The sequence below is a fragment of the Acidobacteriota bacterium genome (genome assembly GCA_028875725.1).
GTDB lineage: Bacteria > Acidobacteriota > Thermoanaerobaculia > Multivoradales > Multivoraceae > Multivorans.
Window position 1 is genome coordinate 136,817 of the sequence record JAPPCR010000005.1, and the last position, 25,350, is coordinate 162,166.

27 protein-coding genes, 2 tRNA genes, 1 other RNA gene and 1 pseudogene are annotated in these 25,350 nt (G+C 69.9%); 11 read left to right on the plus strand and 20 right to left on the minus strand.

Annotation, left to right across the window (positions count from 1 at the left end):
- Positions 1 to 13: 13 nt before the first annotated feature.
- From OXI49_00805 to OXI49_00850, 10 genes are all read right to left on the minus strand, one after another.
- Positions 14 to 799, minus strand: coding sequence for a TIGR00282 family metallophosphoesterase (locus OXI49_00805; protein MDE2689032.1), 786 nt, complete (start codon positions 797 to 799; stop codon positions 14 to 16).
- 10 nt (positions 800 to 809) lie between these two features.
- Entirely contained in the window at positions 810 to 2,378 is a 1,569-nt protein-coding gene (rny, locus tag OXI49_00810) for a ribonuclease Y (protein ID MDE2689033.1), read from the minus strand.
- 23 nt (positions 2,379 to 2,401) lie between these two features.
- Positions 2,402 to 2,588: non-coding RNA, 6S RNA (gene ssrS, locus OXI49_00815), on the minus strand.
- A 27-nt stretch (positions 2,589 to 2,615) separates the two neighbouring features.
- On the minus strand, positions 2,616 to 2,933 hold the full coding sequence (locus tag OXI49_00820) for a cell division protein ZapA (GenBank protein MDE2689034.1): 318 nt from the start codon (positions 2,931 to 2,933) through the stop codon (positions 2,616 to 2,618).
- A 44-nt stretch (positions 2,934 to 2,977) separates the two neighbouring features.
- Positions 2,978 to 3,193, minus strand: coding sequence for a hypothetical protein (locus tag OXI49_00825; protein MDE2689035.1), 216 nt, complete (start codon positions 3,191 to 3,193; stop codon positions 2,978 to 2,980).
- Complete coding sequence (gene rplT / locus OXI49_00830) at positions 3,193 to 3,576, minus strand: 50S ribosomal protein L20 (GenBank protein ID MDE2689036.1); 384 nt, start codon at positions 3,574 to 3,576, stop codon at positions 3,193 to 3,195. The genes OXI49_00825 and rplT overlap by 1 nt, the downstream gene beginning before the upstream one ends.
- Before the next feature lie 27 nt (positions 3,577 to 3,603).
- Positions 3,604 to 3,795 carry a 50S ribosomal protein L35 gene (rpmI, locus tag OXI49_00835; protein MDE2689037.1) on the minus strand — a complete coding sequence of 64 codons (192 nt, stop codon included), beginning with the start codon at positions 3,793 to 3,795 and terminating at the stop codon, positions 3,604 to 3,606.
- 100 nt (positions 3,796 to 3,895) lie between these two features.
- A complete protein-coding gene (thrS, locus tag OXI49_00840) occupies positions 3,896 to 5,872 on the minus strand; it encodes a threonine--tRNA ligase (protein MDE2689038.1) in 1,977 nt (658 codons plus the stop codon).
- A gap of 29 nt (positions 5,873 to 5,901) precedes the next feature.
- A tRNA-Val gene (locus OXI49_00845) sits at positions 5,902 to 5,978 on the minus strand.
- 25 nt (positions 5,979 to 6,003) lie between these two features.
- A tRNA-Val gene (locus OXI49_00850) sits at positions 6,004 to 6,080 on the minus strand.
- Positions 6,081 to 6,260: 180 nt separating this feature from the next.
- Between OXI49_00850 and OXI49_00855 the strand changes: the two genes are divergently transcribed.
- Positions 6,261 to 7,490, plus strand: a complete 1,230-nt coding sequence (locus OXI49_00855; GenBank protein ID MDE2689039.1) for a threonine ammonia-lyase — start codon at positions 6,261 to 6,263, stop codon at positions 7,488 to 7,490.
- 162 nt (positions 7,491 to 7,652) lie between these two features.
- Positions 7,653 to 9,002: a hemolysin family protein gene (locus tag OXI49_00860; protein ID MDE2689040.1), complete on the plus strand. Its 1,350-nt coding sequence runs from the start codon at positions 7,653 to 7,655 to the stop codon at positions 9,000 to 9,002.
- A gap of 49 nt (positions 9,003 to 9,051) precedes the next feature.
- Here OXI49_00860 and OXI49_00865 read toward each other — a convergent pair whose 3' ends face one another.
- Complete coding sequence (locus OXI49_00865; protein ID MDE2689041.1) at positions 9,052 to 10,800, minus strand: proline--tRNA ligase; 1,749 nt, start codon at positions 10,798 to 10,800, stop codon at positions 9,052 to 9,054.
- Between the two features lie 107 nt (positions 10,801 to 10,907).
- Here OXI49_00865 and OXI49_00870 point away from each other — a divergent pair, with 107 nt between their 5' ends.
- Positions 10,908 to 12,737: a tetratricopeptide repeat protein gene (locus tag OXI49_00870; GenBank protein ID MDE2689042.1), complete on the plus strand. Its 1,830-nt coding sequence runs from the start codon at positions 10,908 to 10,910 to the stop codon at positions 12,735 to 12,737.
- A gap of 5 nt (positions 12,738 to 12,742) precedes the next feature.
- Here OXI49_00870 and OXI49_00875 read toward each other — a convergent pair whose 3' ends face one another.
- Genes OXI49_00875 through OXI49_00885 form a run of 3 tightly spaced genes read right to left on the minus strand, consistent with a single transcriptional unit; the run spans position 12,743 to position 14,957 of the window.
- Entirely contained in the window at positions 12,743 to 13,663 is a 921-nt protein-coding gene (locus OXI49_00875) for a hypothetical protein (GenBank protein MDE2689043.1), read from the minus strand.
- Between the two features lie 52 nt (positions 13,664 to 13,715).
- A complete protein-coding gene (locus tag OXI49_00880) occupies positions 13,716 to 14,357 on the minus strand; it encodes a zf-HC2 domain-containing protein (protein MDE2689044.1) in 642 nt (213 codons plus the stop codon).
- 21 nt (positions 14,358 to 14,378) lie between these two features.
- Positions 14,379 to 14,957, minus strand: a complete 579-nt coding sequence (locus OXI49_00885) for a sigma-70 family RNA polymerase sigma factor (GenBank protein MDE2689045.1) — start codon at positions 14,955 to 14,957, stop codon at positions 14,379 to 14,381.
- A gap of 216 nt (positions 14,958 to 15,173) precedes the next feature.
- Between OXI49_00885 and ccmA the strand changes: the two genes are divergently transcribed.
- The 8 genes from ccmA (at position 15,174) to OXI49_00925 (ending at position 21,246) form a co-directional block, all read left to right on the plus strand.
- Positions 15,174 to 15,866: a heme ABC exporter ATP-binding protein CcmA gene (gene ccmA / locus OXI49_00890; GenBank protein MDE2689046.1), complete on the plus strand. Its 693-nt coding sequence runs from the start codon at positions 15,174 to 15,176 to the stop codon at positions 15,864 to 15,866.
- Positions 15,863 to 16,543 carry a heme exporter protein CcmB gene (locus OXI49_00895; GenBank protein ID MDE2689047.1) on the plus strand — a complete coding sequence of 227 codons (681 nt, stop codon included), beginning with the start codon at positions 15,863 to 15,865 and terminating at the stop codon, positions 16,541 to 16,543. Before ccmA ends, OXI49_00895 begins: the two co-directional genes overlap by 4 nt.
- A gap of 39 nt (positions 16,544 to 16,582) precedes the next feature.
- Complete coding sequence (locus tag OXI49_00900) at positions 16,583 to 16,771, plus strand: hypothetical protein (GenBank protein ID MDE2689048.1); 189 nt, start codon at positions 16,583 to 16,585, stop codon at positions 16,769 to 16,771.
- Positions 16,740 to 17,231, plus strand: a complete 492-nt coding sequence (locus OXI49_00905; protein ID MDE2689049.1) for a cytochrome c maturation protein CcmE — start codon at positions 16,740 to 16,742, stop codon at positions 17,229 to 17,231. The genes OXI49_00900 and OXI49_00905 overlap by 32 nt, the downstream gene beginning before the upstream one ends.
- Complete coding sequence (locus OXI49_00910; GenBank protein ID MDE2689050.1) at positions 17,228 to 19,228, plus strand: heme lyase CcmF/NrfE family subunit; 2,001 nt, start codon at positions 17,228 to 17,230, stop codon at positions 19,226 to 19,228. Before OXI49_00905 ends, OXI49_00910 begins: the two co-directional genes overlap by 4 nt.
- Complete coding sequence (locus OXI49_00915) at positions 19,225 to 19,761, plus strand: redoxin family protein (protein ID MDE2689051.1); 537 nt, start codon at positions 19,225 to 19,227, stop codon at positions 19,759 to 19,761. Before OXI49_00910 ends, OXI49_00915 begins: the two co-directional genes overlap by 4 nt.
- 1 nt (position 19,762) lies before the next feature.
- Positions 19,763 to 20,311: a cytochrome c-type biogenesis protein CcmH gene (locus OXI49_00920; protein ID MDE2689052.1), complete on the plus strand. Its 549-nt coding sequence runs from the start codon at positions 19,763 to 19,765 to the stop codon at positions 20,309 to 20,311.
- A gap of 122 nt (positions 20,312 to 20,433) precedes the next feature.
- Positions 20,434 to 21,246 (plus strand): hypothetical protein, encoded by an 813-nt coding sequence (locus OXI49_00925; GenBank protein MDE2689053.1) that lies wholly within the window; start codon positions 20,434 to 20,436, stop codon positions 21,244 to 21,246.
- On the opposite strand, the gene OXI49_00930 is transcribed toward OXI49_00925, so the two are convergent.
- The 6 genes and pseudogenes from OXI49_00930 to OXI49_00955 form a co-directional block, all read right to left on the minus strand.
- The gene (locus OXI49_00930; protein MDE2689054.1) at positions 21,243 to 21,755 is read right to left on the minus strand and encodes a shikimate kinase; all 513 of its coding nucleotides are present in this window, start codon (positions 21,753 to 21,755) and stop codon (positions 21,243 to 21,245) included. The genes OXI49_00925 and OXI49_00930 overlap by 4 nt on opposite strands.
- Before the next feature lie 172 nt (positions 21,756 to 21,927).
- Positions 21,928 to 22,614 (minus strand): thiamine phosphate synthase, encoded by a 687-nt coding sequence (locus OXI49_00935; protein ID MDE2689055.1) that lies wholly within the window; start codon positions 22,612 to 22,614, stop codon positions 21,928 to 21,930.
- Positions 22,611 to 23,975, minus strand: a complete 1,365-nt coding sequence (locus tag OXI49_00940) for an acetyl-CoA carboxylase biotin carboxylase subunit (GenBank protein ID MDE2689056.1) — start codon at positions 23,973 to 23,975, stop codon at positions 22,611 to 22,613. The genes OXI49_00935 and OXI49_00940 overlap by 4 nt, the downstream gene beginning before the upstream one ends.
- On the minus strand, positions 23,972 to 24,445 hold the full coding sequence (gene accB / locus OXI49_00945) for an acetyl-CoA carboxylase biotin carboxyl carrier protein (protein ID MDE2689057.1): 474 nt from the start codon (positions 24,443 to 24,445) through the stop codon (positions 23,972 to 23,974). The genes OXI49_00940 and accB overlap by 4 nt, the downstream gene beginning before the upstream one ends.
- Positions 24,435 to 24,656 carry a tetratricopeptide repeat protein gene (locus tag OXI49_00950; protein ID MDE2689058.1) on the minus strand — a complete coding sequence of 74 codons (222 nt, stop codon included), beginning with the start codon at positions 24,654 to 24,656 and terminating at the stop codon, positions 24,435 to 24,437. Before OXI49_00950 ends, accB begins: the two co-directional genes overlap by 11 nt.
- Before the next feature lie 11 nt (positions 24,657 to 24,667).
- A pseudogene (locus OXI49_00955) lies at positions 24,668 to 24,871 on the minus strand (PKD domain-containing protein).
- Between the last annotated feature and the right edge of the window lie 479 nt (positions 24,872 to 25,350).

Consider the following 25,350-nt stretch of genomic DNA (forward strand, 5'->3'; position numbering starts at 1 on the left):
GGTCGCCGCCGCCTCAGTCGACCGGGAGCAGGAGGGACTCGATCCTGGTGGCCCGGCCCGTCGCCTCGTCCGCGTCGACCAGGGCGGCCGCCAGCCGGACATCCCGTTTGGCGACCTCGAAGCCTGACGGCGTGTTCAGGAGAAAGCGCTTGAGAGCCCGGTCGGCGCGCACGCCGATCACCGAGTCGTAGGGGCCGGTCATGCCGACGTCCGTCACCAGCGCCGTGCCCTGCGGCAGGACGCGGGCGTCGGCGGTCGGCACATGGGTGTGGGTGCCGAGCACCGCGGTCACCCTGCCGTCCAGGTGGTAGGCGAACGCCTGCTTCTCGCTCGTCGCCTCGGCGTGGAAGTCGACCAGGACGATCCGGATCGCCGGGTCCAGACCGGCCAGGATGGAGTCGGCGGCGGTGAACGGCGAGGGCAGCGGCTTCATGAAGGTCTGGCCTTCCAGGTTGACCACCGCGTACGGAGTCCCGATCGGCAGCTCGCCGACGAAGACGCCGCCCCCGGGATTCCCCTCAGGGTAGTTCGCGGGCCTCAGCAGGTTCGGCATCCGGTCGTAGAACGGCACGCCTTCCCTCTTCGCCCAGGCGTGGTTGCCCGTCGTCATGCAGTCGATCGGAAGTGCCGAGAGTTCCTTCAGCACCCCGGGCGTTACGCCGCTGCCGCCGGCCGCATTTTCGACGTTGACGACGGTCGCGTCGACCCTGTGGCGATCGATCAACTCCGTCAGCAGCCGCGACAGCGCCCGGCGCCCCGGCTTTCCGACCACGTCACCGACGAAGAGGAAACGGGCCATCCGGTCTCCCTCAGCGCGCGTATTCGATCGACCGCGACTCACGGATCACGGTGACCTTGATCTGGCCCGGATACGTGAGTTCGCTCTCGATCTTCCGCGCCACGTCCCGGCTCAGCCACACCGCCTGCTCGTCGCTGATCTCCTTGCAGTCGACGATGACCCGCACTTCGCGGCCTGCCTGGATCGCGTAGCTCTTCTGCACGCCCTTGAATTTCGATGCCAGGTCCTCGAGCTTCTTGAGGCGCTTCATGTAGTTCTCGAGGATCTCCCGCCGGGCGCCGGGACGAGCCGCGGAAACCGCGTCGGCGGCAGTAACGAGAACCGCCTCGACCGTCTCCGGGTCGTAGTCGCCGTGGTGACAGGCCATGGCGTGCACCACCTCCTCGCTCTCGCCGTAGCGACGCAGCAGGTCGATGCCGATTTCCAGGTGCGTGCCGTCGATCTCGCGGTCCACCGCCTTGCCGATGTCGTGGACCAGGCCGGCGCGCTTGGCGACGTGAACGTCGGCCTTCAGTTCGCCCGCCATGGCGCCGGCCAGGAAGGCGACCTCCTTGCTGTGCTGCAGGACGTTCTGGCCGTAGGACGTGCGGAAACGGAGCCGACCCAGCAGAGTGATCAGCTCGGGGTGAAGACCGGACAGGTTCAACTCCAGCAGGGCCTCGCTGCCCTCGCGCTGCACCCGATCCTCGAACTCCGACTTGACCTTCGCCGCCACCTCCTCGATGCGGGCCGGGTGGATGCGGCCGTCGGCGATCAGCCGTTCCAGGGTGACGCGCGCGATCTCCCGCCGGAACGGGTCGAAGCCGGAGAGAATGACCGCCTCCGGCGTGTCGTCCACGATCAGGTCGACGCCGGTGGTCAGTTCCAGGGCCCGGATGTTCCTCCCCTCGCGGCCGATGATCCGCCCCTTCATCTCGTCGTTCGGCAGCATGACGACCGAGACCGTCGTCTCCGAGACGTAGTCGGACGCCGAACGTTCGACGGCGAGGCTGATGATCCGCTGGGCCTCGCGCTGGGCCGACTCCCGCGCCTCGTCCTCGATCCGCTTGGCCATGTGCGCCGACTCCATGCGCACCTCGTGTTCGAGGCTGTGGCTCAACTCCTCGCGCGCCTGCTGCACGGTCAGGCCGGACACGCGTTCCAGTTGCCGGCGAACCTTCGTCAGCCGTTCTCCGACCTCGCCGCGCTCGACCTCGAGCCGGCTCTCCGCCTCCCCCAGCGTCCGCTGCCGTCCGTTCAGTTCCTGCTCGAGCGTCTCGAGCGCGGCCGCCTTCTGACGCGAGCGCACGCTGCGTTCGCCGAGCTTCCGCTCCTGCTCCTCCATCGCCCGGCGCTGCTCGACCGTCGATCGCTCGAACTCCGAACGAAGCGTCAGCAACTCCTCCTTCGCCGCCAGCTCCTGTTCGCGACGTTTGGCCGCGCAGTCGCGCTCGGTCTCTTCGACGAGGCCCCTGGCCTGGCGCCTCGCCTCTTCGATCAACTTCGCCGCGCTACGCCGTCCGGCAAGGCTCCAAAACAGCCAGGCAGCCGCCAGCGTCGCCAGTGCGGCGCCTGCGGCGATCAGTGTGGTTTCCGTCATCGGCCCTCGATCCGGGCAGAAAGGCATCCCCCGCGGGGCCGTGTGAACGCGCCCCGACACAGAACCAGAGCGGGACCAGGTGGGTGTCCGCGCCACCCGCCGTTAGCGTCCCCGTTCGAGCGGGGCTGGCACGGGCGAGCAGTTGAAGGACTCCCTTAACAAGAGCGATGGTTCCAACCACGGCTTTCATCACGAACCGCGCAGGGGATGCAAGGTCAAAGTTCCTTTCAGCAACAGTCAGGCGTCGAGGGCGGCCTCCAGGTCGGAGGTCAGGATCGAGACGCGCTCCACCAGTTCCTGGTAGCGCCCGCCTTCTCCTTCTGCTCCACCGTTGACCTCGTTGGCGAGATTCAACGCGGCGAGGACGGCGATCTGACCCGGCTCCAGATTCGGCGCCTGGTCAGCAACCTCCCGCATCTTGCGATCGACCTTCTTCGCGAGTTCGCGAAGGCGGGCCGCATCCACCGCTCCATCCTCGCGGAGGGAGTAGGGAACGCCGAAAATCTCGACCGCGACAGTAGCCGCAACCTCTTCCTGGCGTTCACCTTCGGCCATTTCTCGACACCTCTCGTGGGCAAGCACTATAGCAGCCCGGAGCGTCAGGAATCGCCGTCCGCCAGCAGCTCCTCGAGCCCCTCGGCCAGTGCCTCCACCCGCTGGCCGACCGCGGCACGCTCCGCTGCGGCACGCTTCTCAACCGCTTCGAGTTCGGCAGTCAACTCCCGCGTCCGCTCGCGCTCGGCGGCGAGCGCCTCCGTGGCACGCCGAATCGCCGCCTCGAGCCGCGCGACCGCGTCGATCGCCCCGTCAGGCATCAGGACGACGAGGTCGAACCGGCGCCGGCGTCAAGCGCTCCCCGCGCGGCCGTGGCGACGGCGGCGAACCCTTCGGCATCCCGCACCGCCAGGTCCGCGAGCATCTTCCGGTTCAGCTCGATACCGGCAAGCTTGAGCCCCGACATCAACCGGCTGTAGGACAGTCCGTTCAGACGCGCGGCGGCGTTGATCCGGACGATCCAGAGGCTCCGGAACTGGCGCTTCCGCTGCCGCCGGTCGCGATAGGAGTAGGCGAGCGACCGGTCGACCGCCTGCTTGGCTATCCGGTGGCCCTTCGACTTGACGCCGTAGTAGCCCTTCGCCTGCTTGAGTATCTTCTTCCGCCGGCGGGCGCGCCGGCTGCCCCGTTTCACTCGTGCCATCGTCTGTGCTCCCGCAGCCCCGGCGAACTAGCGGATCATCCCCCTGATCGCCTTGGCGAAGCCGCCGACGACGTCGGTCTGTTTCCGCAGCTTCCGCTTCCGGCCCTGCGCCTTCTTGGTCTGCATATGGTTCATCATCGAGTGCCTGCGCTTCACCTTGCCCTTGGCGGTGAGCTTGAAGCGCTTGGCCGCTCCACGGTGCGTTTTCTGCTTGGGCATTCCAGAGCCTCCTGTGGGGCTCGGAGGAGCCGCCGAACGGCGCATGGTAGCAGTTTGAGCCCTGAAACGCAGCGCCGGCGCGACTTCCCTTCGCGGAGGATTACAGATCGAGCGACTTCGACGCGACACGGTCGGCGACCCGGGCCGCGAGGTCGTCGATCGTGACCGCGCCCTGATCCGCTGAGCCGCCCTCGGGGGCTTCGCGCAGCCGCAGCGAGACGGTCCCGGCTTCCTGCTCGCGGCCGCCGATGACGAGCATGTAGGGGATCTTCTGGGTCTGGGCGTCGCGGATCTTGTAGCCGAGCTTCTCGCTGCGTTCGTCGAGTTCGACGCGGACGCCGGCGTCGGACAGCCGGCGGGTGACCTCGCGGCCGTAGTCCATGAAGCGATCGGAGACCGGCAGGACGAGCGCCTGCACCGGGGCGAGCCAGACCGGGAAGGCGCCGCCGGTGTGTTCGATCAGGATGCCGAGGAAGCGCTCGACCGAGCCCAGCATCGCCCGATGCAGCATGACCGGCCGCCGTGTTCCCCCGTCGCTGGCGGTGTACTCGAGGTCCAGCCGCTCGGGCATCTGGTAGTCCAGTTGCACGGTCCCCAGTTGCCAGCTCCGGCCGAGCGCGTCGAGGATCTGGAAGTCGATCTTCGGGCCGTAGAAGGCGCCGTCGCCCTCGTTGATCTGAAACTCGAGGCCGCGGCTCCTGAGCGCCCCCATCAGGGCGTTCTCGGCCCGTTCCCAGAGTTCTTCGCTGCCGATCGCCTTCTCCGGCCGAGTGGAGACCTCGATCTGGATGCCCTCGAAGCCGAAGGTGCTGTAGATCTCCAGGATCGTCGACACCGGTAGCAGCACCTCCGCTTCGACCTGGTCGTCGGTGCAGAAGGTGTGGGCGTCGTCCTGGCAGAACGTACGCACCCTGGTGAGGCCGGTGATCACGCCGGACCGTTCATAGCGATGGAGCCGGCCGAAGTCGGCGTAGCGGATCGGCAAGTCCCGGTAGGAGCGGAGGTCCGTCCGGTAGATCAGGCAGTGGCTGGGGCAGTTCATCGGCTTTACCGCGTACTGCCGCTCGTCGACCTCGGTGAGGAACATGTTCTCCCGGTAGTTGTCCCAGTGCCCGGAGCGATGCCAGAGGTCGACGTCGAGAATCTGCGGCGTGCGCACCTCCTGGAAGCCGTCGCGCCGGTTGAGTCCCTGCACGTAGTCGACCAGCAGGTTGTAGATCACCGTCCCGCGGGGGTGGAAGAAGGGACTGCCAGGCGCGCTCTGGCTGAAGCTGAACAGGTCGAGTTCCGGGCCCAGGCGGCGGTGGTCGCGGGCCCGGCGGAGTTCCAGGTCGGCGAGGTAGCCGTCGAGCGCTTCCCGGCTCGTGAACGCGGTTCCGTAGATGCGCTGCAACTGCTCGCCGCTCTCGTCGCCGCGGTGGAACACGCCCGAACTCTCGAGCAGCTTGACCGCGCCGACCTGGTCCACGCGCTGCGCGTGCGGACCGCGGCAGAGGTCGACGAAGTCGCCATGCCGGAACAGGGTGATCGGCTCGCCCTCCGGGATGTCGTTCAGGCGCTCCAGCTTCAGCTCCTCGCCCATGCCGGCGAACAGCTCCCGCGCCTCTTCGCGGTCGATCTCGACCCGCTCCACGTCGTGCTTCTCGGCGAGGATCTCCCGCATCTTCGCCTCGATCGTCTCGAGATCCTCAGGCACGAAGGCCCGCGGGAAGCGGAAGTCGTACTGGTACTTCTCGGAGTGATCCCGCCGGCCGACGTCGATCTGCGTCCCGGGCCAGAGCCTCTGCACCGCATCCGCCAGCACATGCTCCGCCGTGTGGCGCAGGAAGATCCCGGCCTCCTCGTCCCTCGACGTGAACAGGCGGAAGGGGCCGGACGCTTCAATCGGCGTGCGCAGGTCGACGAGGCGGCCGTCGAGTTCGGCGCCCAACGCCGCCTTCGCCAGACCGGGCCCGATCGAGCGCGCCACGTCCAGCGCCGTCGTCCCGGGCGGGACGCTGCGCACCGATCCGTCAGGCAACGTCAGGTCGAGCATCGGTCGAGAACGGTACTGGAAGAGCGGTTTCGTCTGGGACATGGCCGGGCCCGCGCGGCCCGACACCGCGATGGTAGGCGCTAGCGGACTCGAACCGCTGACCTCTACCGTGTGAAGGTAGCGCTCTAACCAACTGAGCTAAGCGCCTGAGTCACAGACCGAACTGCGGACCCTGGTAGGCCCGAGCGGACTCGAACCGCTGACCTCTACGATGTCAACGTAGCGCTCTAACCAACTGAGCTACGGGCCTGTCTCTCGAGACCGAGAATGCCGGCAAGGCCAGCCGCGAGAAGGCGCAACGGTACAAAGGGGAGACTCGCCCTGTCAACGCGAGGCGCGCGAGCGTGAACCGCGCCGGCACGGCGCAACTGCGGGAAGACGGCGCAACCGGATGCTGTTGCAGAATCGTGTCGTGACCGACGCAGTGCACATGGCCGAGCTGATCGAGCAGGCGCGGCGGCGCATCGCCGGCGCAGTCTACGAGAGTCCCTGCGCCCGCTCGGAGTACTTCTCCCGCCTCTGCGGCATCGGCGCCTACTTCAAGCTCGAGAACCTTCAGATGACCGGCTCCTTCAAGGAGCGCGGGGCGCTCAACCGCATCCTCACCCTCTCGGAGGAGGAGCGGAACCGCGGCCTGATCACCGCCTCCGCCGGCAACCACGGCCAGGCCGTGGCCTACCACGCGCACCGCCTCGGGCTCGAGGCGACCGTCGTCATGCCGCTGCCCACGCCGCTCATCAAGGTCGCCAACACGCGGAACTTCGGCGCCGATGTCCGGCTCGCCGGCGAGACCTTCGACGACGCGACCGCCCACGCCCGGGAGCTCGAAGCCGAGCACGGCAAGACCTACGTCCATCCGTTCGACGACCCCCAGATCGTTGCCGGCCAGGGCACGATCGGTTTCGAGCTGATGACCCAGGAGCCCGACCTCGAAGTCGTGGTCGTGCCGATCGGCGGCGGCGGGGTGATCGCGGGGATCGCCGCCGCCTACAAGGCGCACCGGCCGCAGACCCGGATCGTCGGCGTGCAGACGGAGGCCGTCCCGTCCATGCGGGCGAGCCTCGCCGCCGGCCACCCCGTGACGGTGGAGCGCCGCCACACGATCGCCGAAGGCATCGCGGTCAAGCGACCCGGCGAGTTGACGATGGGGCTGGTGAGGGAACTGGTCGACGACATCGTGACCGTGGACGAGGAGGAGATCGCGAACGCCGTCCTCCTCCTGCTCGAACGGGAGAAGGCGGTTGTCGAGGGCGCCGGAGCCTCGGTGCTGGCCGCGGTCGTCAACGGCCACGTACCCCAAGCGAAGGGCCGCCGGACCGCGATGGTCCTGACCGGCGGCAACATCGACGTCACCCTGCTCAGCCGCATCATCGACCGCGGCCTGACGAAGGACGGCCGCCTGGTCAGGCTCGACGTCTGCGTCAAGGACCGTCCGGGCGCCCTCGCCGCGCTGCTCAACCTGGTCGGCGAAGCGGGCGCCAACGTCCTGGAGACCCATCACGAGCGCGCCTTCACCGCCCTCGGGCTGAACGAGGTGCACATCGAGTTGCGGCTCGAAACCCGCGGCCTCGAGCACGTGGAGGAGCTGATCGAGACGATTATCGGCGCCGGCGTCCACGTCCGGCGCCAGACCGAGCCCGAGCCCTGGCACGAACACTAGAACCCGCCCTTCCCTGCTACGCTAAGCCGGCGTGAACGACGAAGCTCCGGATCCTTCGCCATCCGACTCCAGTCTGGACGACCCCGACCCGGACCCCGACCAGCGCGCCTGTGACCGCGGGTCCCGTCTCCCGCTGACGACGACGCCTCTCCCGGCCCGCAAGTGATCCCGCCGGTCGTCGCGGCCACCGGGCCGCCCGTGAATCTCGACCTGCCGCTGGGCTGGAGCCTGGCCCTGGCCCTGTTCCTGGTCGGCCTGAACGGCTTCTTTGTCGCCGCGGAGTTCGCCCTGGTCAAGGTCCGGCCGACCCAGGTGGCGCCCCACCAGGACACGCTGCGGGGCCGTCTGGCGCAGCGCATGATCGATCAGCTCGACGCCTACCTGTCGGCGACTCAGCTCGGCATCACCCTCGCCAGCATCGGCCTTGGCATCGTCGGCGAACCCGCGGTCAACCGCCTGCTGCAGCCGCTCTTCGACCTGGTGCCCAGCCTGCCGGCCGAGGCCGCCCACTCGATCAGCCTGATGGTCTCCTTCGCGATCATCAGCATGTTCCACATCGTGCTCGGCGAACTGGCGCCCAAGTCGCTCGCCATCCGCCGGCCCGAACCGACCAGCCTGTGGGTGGCGGCGCCGCTGTGGTTCTTCTACCAGGTGACCTACCCCGGCATCTGGGTCCTGAACCAGATGGCGAACGCCTTCCTGCGCCTGTTCGGCATCGAGCCGCTCCGGCACGGCGAACTCGCCCACAGCGAGGAGGAGATCCGGAGTCTCCTCGCCTCCGAGCAGGAGACGGAACTCTCCGAGCCCAAGCGGGAGCTGCTCGACAACGTGTTCGAGCTCTCCGACCGCAACGCCCGCCAGGTGATGGTTCCCCGCACCGAGGTCGTCTACCTCGACGCCGCGGCCCCGCTGGACGCCAACCTCGACCGCGCACGCCGGAGCGGCCACACCCGCTTCCCGCTCTGCGAGGGCGATCTGGACCAGCTCGTCGGCCTGGTCCACATCAAGGACCTCTTCATCGCCGAGGAACCGCCGGAGTCGCTCCGCGACATCGCCCGCGAGACGTTCGCGGTACCCGAGACCCTGCCGCTCGATCAGTTGATGGCCCGCATGCGCCGCGAGCAGATCCACATGGCCGCGGTGGTCGACGAGTTCGGCGGCGTGGCCGGCATCGTGACCCTCGAGAACGTGCTGGAGGAGATCGTCGGCGAGATCCAGGACGAGTTCGATGCCGAGGCGCCGGAGTTCGTCCGCCTCGACGACGGCGGCTACAAGGTCCTCGGCGGCATGCTGCTCGACGACCTCGAGGACGAACTCGGCATGGACATCTCCGATGAGCGGGAGGAAGACACGGTCGCCGGCATCGCCCTGTCCGAACTCGGCCGGACCGCCGAGAGCGGGGACACCGTCGAGGTCGGCCGGCTGCGGCTGGAGGTGGTGGAGGTCGAGGGGAACCGGATCGTGTCTCTGCGGCTGTGGGTGCTGCCCGAGCCGGAGGAGGAGGAGGACTAAGGTCGCCGCTTCGCGGCGCGCTTCCCGGCCGCCTTCGGGCGGTCGGATGTCAGACCCGCGCACCCATCAGCCGGCCGAGAACGGCCTTCGACACCTCAACGAGCGGCACCACCTCGCGCTCGCCGTCCAGCCGGTTCGATACCTCCGCGCCGCCGGCCCGAAGCGAGCGGGCACCGACCACCACCCGCACCGGGAAACCGACCAGGTCCGCGTCCTTGAACTTGACGCCCGGCCGCTCAGGGCGGTCGTCGTAGAGGACATCGAAGCCGCCCGGGGCGAGCGCCGCCTCGAGTTCCTCGTAGAGACCGTCCGCCGCGGAGCTCACGGCCTCGTCGCCCGGGTCGAGCGAGCTGAGGACGACCGTGAAGGGCGCAAGCGGCGCGGACCAGACGATGCCGTCGTCGTCGTGCCCCTGCTCGATCGCCGCCGCCGCCGTGCGGCCGACACCGAGGCCGTAGCAGCCCATCTCCGCCGGACGGAGTTTCCCCCGCTCGTCGCTGAAGGTGCAGTTCATCTTCTCGGAGTAGGCGGTGCCCAGCTTGAAGATGTGGCCGACCTCGATGCCCCGCGAGATGCGGAGTACGCCGGCGCCGCAGCGCGGGCAGGGGTCGGCGGCCTCGGCGGTCATCACGTCGACCCACTCGAGCGGACGCGCGCTCGCCACGTCCCGGTCCCAGCGCACGGAAACGAGGTGCTCGTCGCCGGCGTTGGCGCCGCAGACGAAACCGGCGAGCGGACGCGCCGACTCGTCGACCACCAGGCGCACCTCGGGCGAAAGGCCGACCGGACCCGAGAAGCCCAGCGGACCGCCCGTCGCCTCCGCCACCCGCTCGGCCGAAGCGAGCCGCAGCCCGAGGCCGCCCAGCACGTTCAACAGCTTGACCTCGTTCACGTCGCGGTCCCCGCGGATCGCGACCGCCGCCAGCCCATCGTCCGTCTCGTAGATCAGCGTCTTGACCACGAGGGCCCTGTCGACCTCGAGCATCCCGGCGACCTCGGCCACCGTCGTCGCTCCAGGGGTCGAAACCCGGCGGGCCTCGCCGTTGCCGCTGCGAGCGCCCTGCTCCGGGGGCGGCAGCGCGCCGATCTCCGCCCGCTCGACGTTCGCGCCGTAGCCGCAGGCCGCGCAGCTCGCCACCGCGCTCTCGCCGGTGTCGGCGAGCACCATGAACTCGTGCGACGAAGAACCGCCGATCGTGCCCTGGTCCGCCTCCACCACGGAGTACTCGAGCCCGCAGGCCTCGAAGATGCGCGAGTAGGCCGCGTACATGGCCTGGTAGCTCCGGTCGAGCCCCTCCTCCGTGGCGTCGAAGGAGTAGGCGTCCTTCATGATGAACTCCCGGCCGCGCATGAGCCCGAACCGGGGGCGGATCTCGTCCCGGAACTTGGTCTGGATCTGGAACAGGTTGAGTGGCATCTGCCGGTAGCTCTTCACGTCGCGCCGGACGAGGTCGGTGATGACCTCCTCGTGGGTCGGACCGAAACAGAACCGCCGGCCGTGACGGTCCTCCATCCGCAGCAGCTCGGGGCCGTACTTGAACCAGCGCTCCGACTCCTCCCAGAGCTCGGCGGGCTGGATCGCCGGCATCGAGAGCTCGACCGCTCCCGCCCGCTCCATCTCGCGGCGGACGATCGCCATCAGCTTGCGCGCGGTCCTCCAGCCGGCCGGCTGCATCGTGTAGATCCCCGCAGCGAGCCGCCGCACCAGTCCGGCGCGCGCCATCAACTGGTGACTGATCACCTCGGCGTCCCGGGGCGCCTCGCGGGCGGTCATCAGGTAGTAGTTGCTCCAGCGCATCGCCAGTTGCTCAAGCGCATCGTTGCTCTCCGGCGCATCGTCAGTCGCTCCGGCGCATCGTTGCTCTCCGGGCGCGGAGACTACTAACAAGTAGGCTCACCGCCGCGATGTACTGCCAGGTCTGCGGCGCGCGGAACGAGGACGACGCGGAGTACTGCCAGCGCTGCCGGCAGAAGCTGATGGTGCTCTCCGGCTCCGCCGTCTCGGGCGAGGAGACGCTCGACGCCGGCGACGAGGATTTCTCCCTCGATGAGCACCTGCTGGAACGGATCTCGATCCTCGAGGAGGTTCTCAAACGCACCGGCGAGACGGTGCAGAAGGTACTGAGCGCCATGGAGCGGCAGGAGGAGAGCATCCTCGTCCATCACGCCGGCATGCTGGCCCTTCGCGACATCCTGGAACGGCAGGACGTGATCAACGCCGCCGAATGGAGCGACCTCTGGGAGTCCAAGATGGACTACCAGTTCCTGGTGCTGGAGAAGCGCGAGCGTTTCGCGGCGGTCAAGGACAGCGTACTGGGGCTCTACGAGGGCGGCCGGCGCCCCGCCTTCACGCAGCTCCTGGAGGAAGCGGAGCACGCGCTGAACGGGCTGGACCTGGCCCGCGCGATGAAAGCACTGGAGGCGGCGGCCGGCCTCGACCGCCGCAACCACGAACTGGCCAGGTTCCTGGGTGAATCGCACTTCCAGGAAGGCCAACTGGAACGCGCGCTGGAACACTTCGACCGTCTGCTGGAGACCAGGCCGGATCACGTCCAGGGTCTGGTCTACACCGGCGTCATCCAACTCCAGCAGGGCGACGGGCACCGCGGCCAGGAGCTGCTGGAGCGGGCCGTGATCCAGCATCCGGACGCCTTCCTGCCGCACTTCTGCCTGGGAGCGTCGCTCGCCGGCCGGGGGCAGCTAAAGTCCGCCGCCGCGTTCCTGGAGCGCGCGGTCGAGATCGACGTCGTGCCGCAGGCGCTCTACCTGCTCGGCCGCTGCCACTACGAGATGGGCCGGCTAAAGGGGGCGATCGAGTCACTGAGCCGGGCGGTTCAGGCCGATCCCGCCTTCGAGGAGTGCCATCACCTCCTCGGTCTCTGCTACCTGGACCGGGGCTGGAATCGCAAGGCTCTCGCCGCGTTCCGCACGGCCCAGCAACTGAACCCCAGGCGTATGCGCTACCGCGACATGGTGGCCTACCTGTCCGGGCGCTCCGGCGCCGACCTGCCCCGCACCAGCCCCGCCGCGGCGGACTGGGTCAGCCGCGGCGAGCAGGCGATCCGATCCGGCGACGCGCCGGAAGCGCTCCGCTGCTACCGCGAGGCGCTCGCGCTCGACGCGGAGAACCCGGCTCTGCTGATGTCCTACGCCCTGGCCTGCCTCCGCCTTGACCGCATCCAGGAAATCCGCCCGCTGACCGAGCGGGTCCTTGCATCGAACCCGGGCGAGATGCTGCGGGCGACGGCCTACGCGACCCTGATCGAGGCGCTGCGCAGCGAGGGCAAGTACCGGGATGCGAACGACGCGGGACGACGGCTGCTCGACGAGGCCGGCTCCAGTTTCTCGAAGAGCATCGCCTACTACGAGATGGCGTACAACCTGGCGGAGATGGACGAGGAACTCGACCAGGCGCTCGACTTCGCGCGCCGTTCCCTGGAGCACGCCCCGGAGGAACTGCGCCAGTTCCCCCTGGCGGCCCTGGGCTGGGTTCACTACAAGCGCCGGGAGCTGGACGAGGCGATCGACTTCCTGTCCCAGTCGACTGAACTCGGACCGTCGACCGCGGCGCTCACCCGCCTGGGCATGGCGCTCCTTGCATCGGGCGACGAGGACGGGGCGCGCGGCGCTCTGGCCCAGGCCCGTCGACTCGACGAGCGCGGCGGCGCGATCGAGGAGAAGATGATGGAGTTCATGAAGGACTCCGCGCGCATCATCGAGCGCGTGCGCGGCTAGCGCCGCTAGCCGGCGAACCACCGATCTCGGCGGCCGAGCCTGCTGTCCAGCGCCGCGCCGATGCCGACGCAGGTGACGACGGTCCACGCCCAGCCGCCGGCGTACGGCACCATCTTGACGAGACCCAGGGCAAGAAGCCCGCACAGGGCGGCGGCCAGCGGCCGGCCAGCCAGGCGGGCGGGCAGCAGGCGGGCGCCCACCGCCAGGAAGACCGCCACAGTGCCCCACAGCTTGCAGACGAGGATCGCGACTCCACACACGGCCAGCAGGGGCGCGCCGACCAGCACCGGCGCCGCCGCGGTCAGCACGGCAAAGGTCACGGCAACGGCCAGAACCGCCACCAGGCCGGCGAAGAAGTTCCGGAACGGCCGCTCGAGCACGCTCTGCGCCGTCGACGTCAACGCCGGGTCGAAGCCCGGCACCAGCACCAGGGTCACCAGCAGCCAGGCCAGCAGCAGGGCGAGGTTCAGCAGGGCCACCGCGGGCGACAGCGCGGCCTGGCCGAGAACCGGCCCTTCAGCGAGGACGAGCAGAGACGACGGCGCCCCCGGGTAGGCCACCGTACGGCCCTCGACGGCAGCCCCGGACGCGGCGTCCACCCGGCCGCCGAGCACGAAGACGTCGCCAAGAAGCCGCGCCAGCGGGCCCAGTTCGACGTCGCCGCCGAGCACGATCACATCGCCCTGAACGACGCCGTCGATGCGAGCGTCGCCGTTCAGGACGACCGCGTCCGAACGCGCCTCGCCGCGAAGCTCCAGGTCTCTTCCGATGGCGACGACCTGGTCCCGGGCGACGGCGTCCGCATCAACCACAACGGCCGGGTCGGAGGTTCCCGGCGTGGACTCCGGCGCGACGCAACTCAGCGCCGCCGCGGCGGCCCCGCACAGGACGAGGCCACGAACGGCTTGATGAAGGCGGAGTCTCACCACGGGCGGACCATCGTAGCCGCGACGCGCCGGCGAACACCGGCGCACCTGGTCAGCGCCGGGATCGTTGCCGCGCCGACGCTCCCGAACCCCGCCGGAGCAGCGAGAACAGGAGGCCGGTCAGGCCGACGACCGCCGCGCCGCCGAACAGCAGGGCCGGCGCTGCCGGCTCCAGGGCCGACGACAAGGCCACGTTGAGGCCGCGCCAGGAAGCATCGAGCAGGCCGGCGCCGAGCATGCCGAGAGTAGCGCCGAAGTCGAACAGGGTCGCCGCCGCGGAAGCCGCTGACCCGGCCGCCGGCGCGAGGGTCGCGAGCAGCGCCAGCGCGCCGCCGAACAACGCGACCAGGGCGGCGGCGGCCACCGCGGCGCGACGGCGGCCGGCGCGGAGTCGCGCTCGGAGTGGCGCATGGATGTCGACCGCCAGCGGCTCGGGCGAGAGCCGTTCCGCCGTCAGGAGCTCGTGAAGCGCCGAGAGCTCCCGCGCCTCGTCCCGGCACGCCGCGCACTCGGCCATGTGCTGCTCCGCCGACCGCCGCTCCGCTTCGCTGACGGCGCCGTCGACGTAGGCGTCGATCAACTCGGCGTGACCGCATGCGCGCGACAGCGAACCGCCGTTGCCGTCGACGTGGGCGTCGATCAACTCGGCGTGGGCACAGAAAGCCATCCCGTCCGACCTGTCTGAACTCGTCATCGCCGTAACTCCCGCCGTCCGTCAGTCGGTGAGGTAGTCGGCCAGCCGGGCCTTCAGCATCCGGCGGCCGCGAAACAACTTGTTCTTGACGGTGCCCAGGGGCATGCCCTTGAACTCCGCGATCTCTTCGTAGGTCATCTCGGCGAAGTGTCTCAACTGGATCAACTCGCGGTACTCCTCTCTGAGCCCGTCGATCGCGGCGCCGATGGCGTGGCGCCGTTCCAGGTTCCGCAGCGTCCGGTAGGGGTCCCTTTCCTCGCTCTCAAACTCCCGCTCCCGAGCCTGCCCGTCCGTACCGACCCGCTGCATCGGGACCAGCTTCAGACGCCGCTTCCGGATCAGGTCGATCGCGGCGTTCCTCGCCACCCGAAACAGCCATGTCGAGAACCGGTACTTGGGGTTGTAACGGTCGAGGGCCCGGTAGACCCTCAGAAACACTTCCTGCGAAAGCTCTTCGGACTCCTGCGGGTTGCCGAGGAAGCGATTCAGGTAGTTGATGAGCCGCCCCCGGTACCTCTCCACGAGATCGGTGTACAGGACGGCCTCGCCCGCCAGAATCGCAGCCACCAACTCTTCGTCGGTCGCCCGAGTTGCTTCCACAGCCTTCACCTACGTCGCCCGTCTCCGATTGTTGCGGCTTGACCGCGGCGGCCGCGAACCACCGAGCCTACGTCGCCAGCGTCCGTTTGTTGCGCGACGGCGCAAGCGCAAGGCGAACCGGCCGAACGCGCCGCCGACCACGGCTGCTGTAGCCTTTCCGCCCGCGGCACGGACCGCCGCCGCCCAGAACCGCCGCAGAGAGCAACCGGGTCACCCTTGGCACACCTGATCCACGCACGCGGGCTGGGCATCCGGTTCGGACTTCACTGGGCGCTGGCTCACGTCGACCTCGATTTCGAAGCGGGGGGGCGCCTGCTGCTCGCCGGCGCCAACGGTTCCGGCAAGACGACCCTGCTGAGACTGATCGCGGGGCTCCGCCGGCCGACGGAGGGTGAACTGACCGTCGGCGGCAGCCGGCCCTACGAGAACCGCGCCGGCGCCCGCCGCGAACTGTCCCTGGTCTCCCATCACGACTATCTCTACGATCGGCTGACCGCGATGGAGACGCTGCGGCTCTGGAGCGAGCTCTGCGACGCCGACCCGGACCGCGGGCGGCTCGCCGACCTGCTCGACGAGGTCGGGCTCGAAGCCGCGGCCGACCGGCAGGTGGGCGGCTTCTCCGCCGGCATGAGAAAGCGGCTGATCCTCGCCCGCTGCCGCCTCGAGAACCCGCGTCTGCTGCTTCTCGACGAACCGTTCGCGGCGCTCGATCCGGAGGGCCAGACCCTGGTCGAGCGCTGGATCGAGCGCTTCGCGAAGGGCGGCGGCTCCCTGATCGTCGCCTCCCACGCGATCGAGCGGGCCTCCCGGTTGTGCCGGCAGGCGCTCCTGCTCGAACAGGGCCAGGTCGCCTGGCACGGCGAAGCCGCCGGCCTCGACGCCGCCTGGCGCCGGAGGCTCGAACGGTGAAGCTCCTGCGCCCCGTGCTCGTTCTGCTGCTGAAGGACCTCCGGGTCGAGTGGCGGGGACGGGTCCGCTTCCTGTCGATCGTCCTGTTCGGCGGCATCACCCTGGTGCTGTTCTCCTTCGCGATCGACACCGAGGGCGGCATGGCGGCGGGGATGGCGCCCGGCTTCCTCACCCTGGCCCTGCTGCTCAGCTCGACGCTGGGCCTGTCCGAGTCCTTCCGAGTGGAGCGCGAGAACCGTTCCCTCGAGGGCCTGCTCCTGCTGCCGGTGGAGCCCGCGGTGCTGTTCTACGCCAAGGCGTTGGGCAACTTCGTCTTCCTCGCGATGCTGGCCCCGGTGCTCGTGCCCTCGGCGATCATCCTCTACAGCGTCGACACCGGTCCGGCCGGATTCCTCGGCGTGACCGCCGTCTGGCTGCTCGCCGCCGCGGCCCTCGCCGCTCCGGGCACGCTGTACGCGGCGATGACCAGCCGGGCCGCGAGCCAGGACGTCCTGCTGCCTCTGCTGCTCTTTCCCCTGGTCATCCCGGTGCTGATCGCGTCGGTCAAGAGCGCGGAGCTGCTGCTCCACGGGGATCCGATGGACCAGGCGCCGAGCTGGCTCCTGTTGCTGGCCGCCTTCGATGTAATCTACTGGGCGCTGGGAGGCGTGCTGGCGAAGGTCGCGATGGAGGAGTAGGACCTTCGCACAGGGACCGGAGAGGGAGCCAAGGGAAACGTGGACGGCGTTATAGTCGGTGGTTGGGGATGGGTGATCGCCGCCTATGGATCGGCGGGCGTTGCTCTTCTCTTCTACGTCTACAGCCTGTTCGTCCGCCGGCGGCGGCTCGAAGCGAACGCTCCCTCACAGGACCAGAGCCCACAGGACCAGAACAATGAGCACGGAACCCACGACGCCGACCCCTGACGCCGGACCCGCTCCCCGGACCCGGCGGCTTCTCCTGCTGGCCGCGGGCGGGGCCGTGGCCGTGGCGCTCTCGGTGCTGGCCTTCGGCGACGTCGGCGAGAACCTCGTCTACTACTGGAGTCCGTCGGAACTCCAAGAGGCGGGCACGGAAGCCGTCGGCGCCAGCATCCGCCTCGGCGGGCTGGTCAAGGAGGGCTCCGTCAGCCGCAGCGACGACGGCCTGACCCTCGAGTTCACCGTCACGGACGGCGCGGCCCAGGTCGACGTCAGCACCACCGCCGTGCCTCCGGCCATGTTCCGGGAGGGCATCGGCGTCGTGCTCGAGGGGACGATGAAGGCCGACGGCCAGTTCACGACCGCGCGGCTCATGGTCAAGCACGACAACGAGTACCAGGCGCCCGACGTCGAAGACCAGCGCAGCATGGAGGAGTTGATCGAGTCCATGCAGTTCGACACGTGACCTCGGCCCTGGGCCAGGGGTTCGTCCTCCTGGGCCTGATCGCGGCCGGCTTCGGCACGGCCTTCGGCTACATCGCCGGCGTCAGGCGATCGGCCGCCGGCCTCCGCCTTACGAGGCGCCTGGCGCTGCTGTTCGCCGTCGCCATGGTCGGGGCCAGCGCGGTCATGTGGTACGCGCTGCTCAGCCACGACTTCTCCGTCTCCTACGTCGCCCAGGTCGGGTCCACGGCGACGCCGCTTCACATCACGATCTTCTCCCTGTGGTCGTCGCTCGAGGGATCGATCCTCTTCTGGGGACTGATCCTGGGCCTCTACATCGCCGCCGCGGCCATCTTCCAGCGCCGCGGGCACGAGGACTACCTCGCCTACACCCTGGCCACCCTGCTCGGCATCGGCGCCTTCTTCACGTTCCTCATCGCCAGCGTCGCCGATCCGTTCGCGCCGACCCCGCCGCCCGTGCCGGTCGACGGCCCCGGGCCCAACCCGCTGCTCCAGAACCACCTGCTGATGGCGGTCCACCCGCCGATGCTCTACCTCGGCTACGTCGGCATGTCGGTGCCGTTCGCCATGGCGGTGGCGGCGCTGCTCCGCGGCCAGTTGGGCGCCACCTGGCTGCGGCCGATGCGTCGCTGGCTGCTGGTGCCGACCTCCTTTCTCACCGCCGGCATCATGCTCGGCGGCTGGTGGTCGTACGAGGTCCTCGGCTGGGGCGGTTACTGGGCCTGGGACCCAGTCGAGAACGCCTCCTTCCTGCCCTGGCTGACCGGCATCGCGGCGCTCCACTCGGGGATCGTCCAGCAACGCCGGGGAACGCTCAAGGCCTGGACCGTGATCCTCATCATGATCACCTTCCTGCTGACCATCCTGGGCACCTTCCTCACCCGCTCGGGTGTCGTGAACTCGGTCCACTCGTTCACCCAGAGCCCGATCGGCCCGGTGTTCCTGGGCTTCCTCGGCCTCTGCGCCGCCGCGGTCGTCGTCCTGCTCGCGCTCCGGATCGACACCCTGGTCTCCGAGCCCTCGAACGAGCGCCTGGTCAGCCGCGAAGGCGCCTTCCTGCTGAACAACCTGCTCTTCGTCAGCCTGATGTTCACGGTGCTCGTCGGCACCCTCTACCCGATCGTCGCCGAGTCGCTACGGGGCGTGAAAGTCAGCGTCGGCGAGCCCTACTTCAACCGCATGGCGGTGCCGCTGTTCGCCGGGCTGCTCCTGCTGATGGGAGTGGGCCCAGCTCTTCCCTGGGGCGGCAGCGACCCCAAGCTGGTCCGCCGCGCCCTGGTGCGTCCGCTGCCCGCGGCCGCCGTCGGCCTCGTCGTGGCGCTCCTGCTCGGCGCCCGCTCCGCGCCGGTACTCATCGTCTCCGCCTTCGCCGGCTTCGCGCTCTGGGTGACCGCCGACCAGGGCCTGCGGCCGGTGCGCTCCCGCCCCCGGCGCCAGGGCGGCAGGGGACCGCTGACCGCCGTGCTGGTGGCGCCGGACAGGCTCGGCGCCTACGTGGTCCACCTGGGCGTCCTGATCACCTTCGTCGCGGTCGCCGTGTCGTCGACTTTCCAGCGAGAGGCGGAGTCGACCCTCCGCGCCGGCGACACCCTGCGGCTGGGCGGGTACGAGATGACTTTCCGCGGCGCCGAGCGGGTGCAGGAGCCGCACCTGATCCGCCACCAGGCCGAGGTCGAGGTCACGAGCAACGGCCGGAGCCGCGGCGTGCTCTATCCGTCGCTCAACATCTACCCGAACCAGCGGGAACCGATCGGCACTCCCGCGGTCCGCACCAGCGCGGGCCACGACCTCTACCTGACCCTGATGAACGTCGGCGGCGACGGGTCGATCGGCTTGCGGGCGATCACGACGCCGCTCGTCGCGTGGATCTGGATCGGCGTCGTCGTCATGGTCCTGGGCACCGCCCTGTGCCTGATCCCGACCGCCGCCGAACGGAGGGCGACGACGCCGCGGGCCGTTCCCGATCTGGCCGCCTCCCCGGCAGGGGGAGGTCGATGAACCGCAGGGTCCTGCTCGTGGGCCTCGGCATCTCGCTGCCGCTGCTCGCGTTCCTCGGCTTCGCCTTCCGGCACGACCCGCAGATCGTCGAGTCGCCGCTCGTCGGGAAGCCGGCGCCCAGCTTCCGCCTCGCCGACCTCGACGGCAACATCGTCGACCTGGCGGAGCTGCGCGGCCGGCCGGTGGTCATCAACTTCTGGGCGACCTACTGCGTGCCCTGCCTGTACGAGCACCCGCTGCTCATGGAAGGCGCGCGGCGCTGGCAGGGCGAGATCCACTTCCTCGGCGTCATCTTCCAGGACGACCCCGACCTGATCGCGCAGTTCAACGCCGACTACGGACGCTGGGGGCCCTCGCTGATCGACGAGGGCGGCCGGGTCGCGATCGCCTACGGTGTCTACGGACCGCCTGAGACCTTCTTCCTCGACCGCGACGGCGTGATCGTCGACAAGGCGATCGGCTTGTTGTCGCCGGATCAGCTCCTGGACGTCGCCGAGGGAATGCTGGCGCAGCCCGCCGCGGCGACCGGCTGACATGCGGCACGCGACCGCCCTCCTGGGGCTACTGGCCGCGTTGCCCTTCGCCGCGCCCGCTTCGGCCCAGGAGACCGACACGCCGCCGAAGGTCGCCATGCCCCCGGCCGAGGGCGAGTACCGGCCCGGGCTGGGCGTCGAGACGTCCCACGAGTTGGGCGACCCCCTCGGCCGTCCCCTCTCGGGCGAGGAACTCGACCGCGCCGTCGCCGAAGTCGCGGCCGACATCCGCTGCCCCAAGTGCCAGGCCCTCTCGATCGCCGATTCCGGCGCCGCGTCGGCCCAGGCGATGCGGGCGGAGACGCGGTCCCTGCTCTCCCAGGGCTACACCCCCGAGCAGGTCGTCGGCTACTTCGAGCAGCGCTACGGCGAGTTCGTTCTGCTCGAACCGCGGGCGCGCGGGCTCAACCTGATCGTCTGGGCCGCCCCCGCCGCGATCGTCCTGCTCGGCGGCCTGCTCGTTGCCCTGCGACTCCGGCAACGCCGGCGAAGCGCCGACGAGGGCCTCGACACCTACCTGCGGCAGGTGGAGCAGGAGACGGCGACCTGACTGTCGTCGCGACGATCGCCCTCGTCGCCGCCGTTCTCGCCGGCCTGGGAGTCGGTTTCGCGTTCCTGCCCCGGGAAGCCGCAGCGCGCGCGGCCGCGCTCGAACTCCAGCGCGCCGACCTCGTGAACCGCCGCGAGGACCTGGTCGCCCGGCTGAAGCAGGCCGGCCTCGAAGCGGCCGACCGCCAGCGGCTCCAGGTCTCGACGGCACGGGTGCTGAAGGAACTCGACGAAGTCGAGGAGGCGATCGCCGGGATCGCCCCGGACGACATCGCTCCGGAAAGGGGCGGCAGGACAGGTGCCGGCGCGCCGGCCGGCCGCGCCTTCGTCCAGGCGCACCCCCTGCTCTCGGGCGCTCTGCTCGGCGGCGGCGTGGTCGGCCTGGTCGCAGCGCTGGTCATCTGGGCGCAGTCCGACGCGCAGCCCGATCCGCAGGCCGAGCAGCAGATGGCGCAAGGCGGCAGCGAGACGGACTTCCGCGGCCAGCGGCCGCTCCCGCCCGAACTGGCGCCCCGGGCCGAGGAACTGCAGCGACAGATCGACGCCGACCCCTCGGACCTCGACGCGATGCGCGCCCTGATGCAACTGATGCTCGCCAACGGCCGCGCCTTCGACGCCTTCCAGATCGCCCAGCAACTACTGGAGATCGCCCCCGAGGACCCGGACGCCCACTTCGTCTCCGGCATCGTGCGCCTCCAGATGGGCCAGACCCAGATCGCCCTCGACTCCCTGGACCGGTCGCTGCGAAGCGACCCGGGTCACGAGCAGGCAGCTCTCATGCGAGGTCTTCTGCTGCTCCAGCTCGGCGACCGCGACGGCGCCATCGCGACCTGGGAAGGCGCCAACGCCGCCCGCGCCAGCCCCCGCCTCGAGCAGGTCGCCGCCATGGCCCGCGAGGGCAGAACGGTCGACGAGATCGTCAACACGCCGCTCTAGGCGTCCTCGCGACGCAACCCCAGACGCCGGATGATCCCGGCCGCGACGTCACGTTTGCGCTCCGTCCCCCGGGTTCGTATCCGTACATCGGCCTGGCGGTAGGACTCCAGGCGGCTTACGTACAGCGCCCGGGCCTGGTCCGGAGACTCGAACAAAGGCCGGCGTTTGTGGGACTGCTGCGCCCGCCGGCTGAGGGCCTCCCACGGCGGGTCGAGCCAGACGCTGGTACCCAGCTCAGCGATCAGGCGGCGGTTCCGTTTCAGGGTGAACGCCCCGCCGCCGGTGGCGATCACTGCCTCGTCGACCGCGGCGCAGCGTTCGAGCGCGGCCGTTTCGCGTTCGCGGAACCAGCTCTCGCCGTGTTCGACGATCAGGTCGGCTACCGGCCGCCCCTCGCGCTCGGCGATGTCCGAGTCGAGGTCCAGAAACGTCCAGCCCAGCGACCGGGCCAGCCGCCGGCCGATCCGGCTCTTGCCGGCCGCCATGAAGCCGACGAGGAAAACGCGCATGGCGATGCCGAAACGGTCAGTCGCCGTGCTTGTGCGCCCGCTCGCTCCTGAGCGCCCGCACCAGGAAGATCGTGAAGCCGCCCCACACGAAGCCGCCGATCAGGATCAGGACGAGGATGGCGAGCGCGGACATCGGCCGAACTAGAACTATACGTGAAGCGAATCGGGGCCTTCAGGCCAGCGCCCGCAGGAGGCGGCGGCAGGAAGCGGCGAGATCCGTCGGATCGAGAGCGGAAACGACCGCCACCGCGTCGGCGCCGGCATCGATGACCTGCGGTGCGCGGTCCGCGTCGATGCCGCCGATGCCGATCAGGGGCTTCGATGTGACCTCGCGAGCCTGGGCGACGCCGGAGAGCCCGACGACCGGGTCGGGCCGTTCCTTCGTCGTCGTCCCGAACACGGGGCCGATCGCGACCGCGTCGACCGCCGGGTCGGCTTCGGCCTCCGCGGCCTGCCCGCGGCCGTGGGTGGAGTAGCCGATCGGACAGTCGGGAGGGAGCGACAGCCGGGCCGCCGCGGGCGGCAGGTCGTCCTGGCCGAGATGGAGACCTACGCCGAGACCGGCCCGCGGGCCGCTCGCCGTCAGCGCAGCCGCGATCGCCGCGTTGTCGTTGATCCACAGCAGCGGCGCGTCGCCTTCGCCGTCTGACCTCTCCTCCAATACTCGCCCCGCGGCCTCGGCCAGGCGCCACGCGGCGAGGTCCGGCACTCCCTTGGCGCGAAGCTGGATCCAGCGAACGCCACAGTCCAGCAGGGTGCTAACCGTGCCGGTCACAGCCGTCGGTTCGGCGCCGAAGAAGCCCGTATCGGCGATCGCGTAGAGGCGGTTCGAAGGCGGGCGCACTCGACTCTCGCTCATCCCTGGTCCAGCCGATCGAGGAATCCGGTATCCAGCTCGGCCTCCGCGAACGGCGGCGACTCGACGATCCTGCGCATGAGCGGCAGCGTGGTGCGGATGCCGTCGACCTCGAACTCGCGAAGCGCCCGGGCCATCCTCGATGTCGCCTCGGCGCGGTCCTCGCCGAAGGCCACCACCTTGGCGAGCAGCGAGTCGTAGTGCGGCGGCATTCCGCCTCCTTCGAAACCGTGACTGTCGACCCGGACGCCCGGGCCTGCCGGCGGCCGGAAGCGGCGCAGCGTGCCGGGCGATGGCGCGAAGGTGTCCGGGTCCTCCGCGTTGATCCGGCACTCGATCGCGTGGCCCGAGGTCTCGATGCCGTCCGGAAGCCCCAGGGGCTCGCCGGCCGCGGCGACGATCTGGAGCTTGACCAGGTCGACGCCGGTCACCGCCTCGGTGACCGGATGCTCGACCTGAATGCGGGTGTTCATCTCCAGGAAGTAGAAGCGGTCGCCATCGACCAGGAACTCGACCGTTCCCGCGTTCGAGTAGCCGACCTGCCTGGCAAGCCGCAGCGCGGCCTCGCCCAGCGACCCGCGGAGCTCGGAACCGATCGAGGGCGCCGGCGCTTCCTCCAACAGCTTCTGGTGCCGGCGTTGAATCGAGCAGTCGCGTTCTCCGAACTGCAACGCGCGGCCGAAGGAATCGCCGAAGACCTGCACTTCGATGTGGCGCGGTCGCTCGACCAGGCGCTCCAGCAGGAGCTCGCCGCTGCCGAAGGCAGCCTGGGCCTCGCTCGCGGCAGCGTCCAGGACCCCTTCGAGACCGGCGCGGTCGCGAATCGCCCTCATGCCGCGGCCGCCGCCTCCCGCCGCGGCCTTCAGCATCAGCGGGAAGCCCGTTTCTTCGGCCAGCGCCGCCGTCTCCTCGAGCGATGCCGGCACCGGGCCGCCCGGCAACACCGGCACCTCGGCCGCGATCGCGGCATCGCGCGCCTTACTCTTGTCGCCCAGGGTACGGATCGCGGAGGGCGACGGTCCGATCCAGGTCAGGCCGCAGCGGCCGACGGCGTCGGCGAAGTCCGCGTTCTCGGCCAGGAAGCCGTACCCCGGATGCACCGCCTCGGCGCCGGTGATGCTCGCCGCGGCGAGCAGGTTCTGCTGGTGCAGGTAGCTGGCCGCCGGCGCCGGCGGACCGACACAGACGGCCGCGTCCGCCAGGCTCACATGCAGCGATTCCCGGTCGACGGTGCTGAAGACCGCGACCGTTTCGATGCCGAGATCGCGGCAGGCGCGAATGACCCGGACCGCGATCTCGCCGCGGTTCGCGACCAGGACCTTCCGGAACGGCCGCGCGGCGCGCGCCGGCAGCCCGGCGTTCAAGTCTGGATCACGAACAGAGGCGCGCCGAACTCGACCGGGTCGCCGTTGTCCGGCACCACGGAAGAAACCGTTCCCGAGACATCGGCCTCGATCTCGTTCATCAGCTTCATCGCCTCGACGATGCACACGACCTGGCCCTTCTCGACCCGGGCGCCGATCTCGACGTACGGCGGGGAGTCGGGGCTCGGCGCCGCGTAGAAGGTCCCCACGATCGGCGACGTCAGCACGTGTCCGTCGAGCGCAGGCTCCTCGGCCGCGGGCACATCCTCCAGGGCCGGCGACGGCGCCTCCTCTGCTACCGACGCCGGGGCCGGCGCCGATGCCGCACGCGGCGCCCCCGCGGCGCCGCCCCGATCGCCCCCCACCCGCAGGTAGAGACCATCCACCTGGTACTCGACCGAGAGATCCGAGCCGCCCCGGCGCTCCTCGGCCACGAAGCGAATCAGAGCCTGGATTTCCTCATTGCTCAGCACGGTCCGGCACCTCCCGGGCGCGGATTGTAGCCCGCGGCGGGAGCACTTTCAGACGCTCCAGCGCTTCGCGGGCCCGCCGGTTGGTCGGGTCTGCCGAAAGAACACGCTGGAAGATGGCGATTGCCTCCCTCCGGTGGCCCTGAGCCAGGTACAGCTCGCCGATCGTCACCGTCGGCTGCGGCGAGGTCGGGCGCTCCCCGGCGGCCACGGCCCGGCGGCCTACTGGCCCGTGACCTGGACGAACTTCGTCACCTCGTCGGACCCGAGCGAGTTGGTGGCCCGGAAGGTGACCGCGTAGGTGCCCGGCTCGTCGTAGGTGTGCGTCGGGTTCTGGCGCGTGCTCGTGTTGCCGTCGCCGAAGTTCCAAAGCCAGCTCGTCGTGCGGCCGTCCGTCGTGTCCTCGAAGGCGACCAGCAGGTTGCGGGTGTTGAAGGTGAAATCCGCTCGCGGCAGCCGCTGAATCGCCACGCTGACGTTCGTCGTGACGAGCTGGCCGCCGCCGCTGCCGACATCCACGCCGACCTCGAAGCTGTCCCCCGACACCGTGTCGAGATCGCCCGAGGTGACGACGAGCCGGTCCGACGCCGTGCCGTCCGCAGCCGTCGAGATCAGCCCGCCGCCCGAATCGAGCGTGCCGATCTCCGTCCGGAAGTTGATCTCCGCCTTGTCGAGCGGCTGGCCGCGGTCGTCGCGCACGATCGCCAGCAGATCGGCCTCGCCCCCGGTTTCGGGCACGCTGTTCGGCGTCACCTGCACGGTCACCGAAGCCGGCGACAGGCCGAGCTGCACGTCGATCGTCGCGGTCTCGGAACCGCCTGTGTTGGCCGACACCGTCGCGACCCCGAACTGACCGTCGGCCTGGAGCATCGCCAGCGCCTCTCCCCTGTCGTCGACGCCGACAC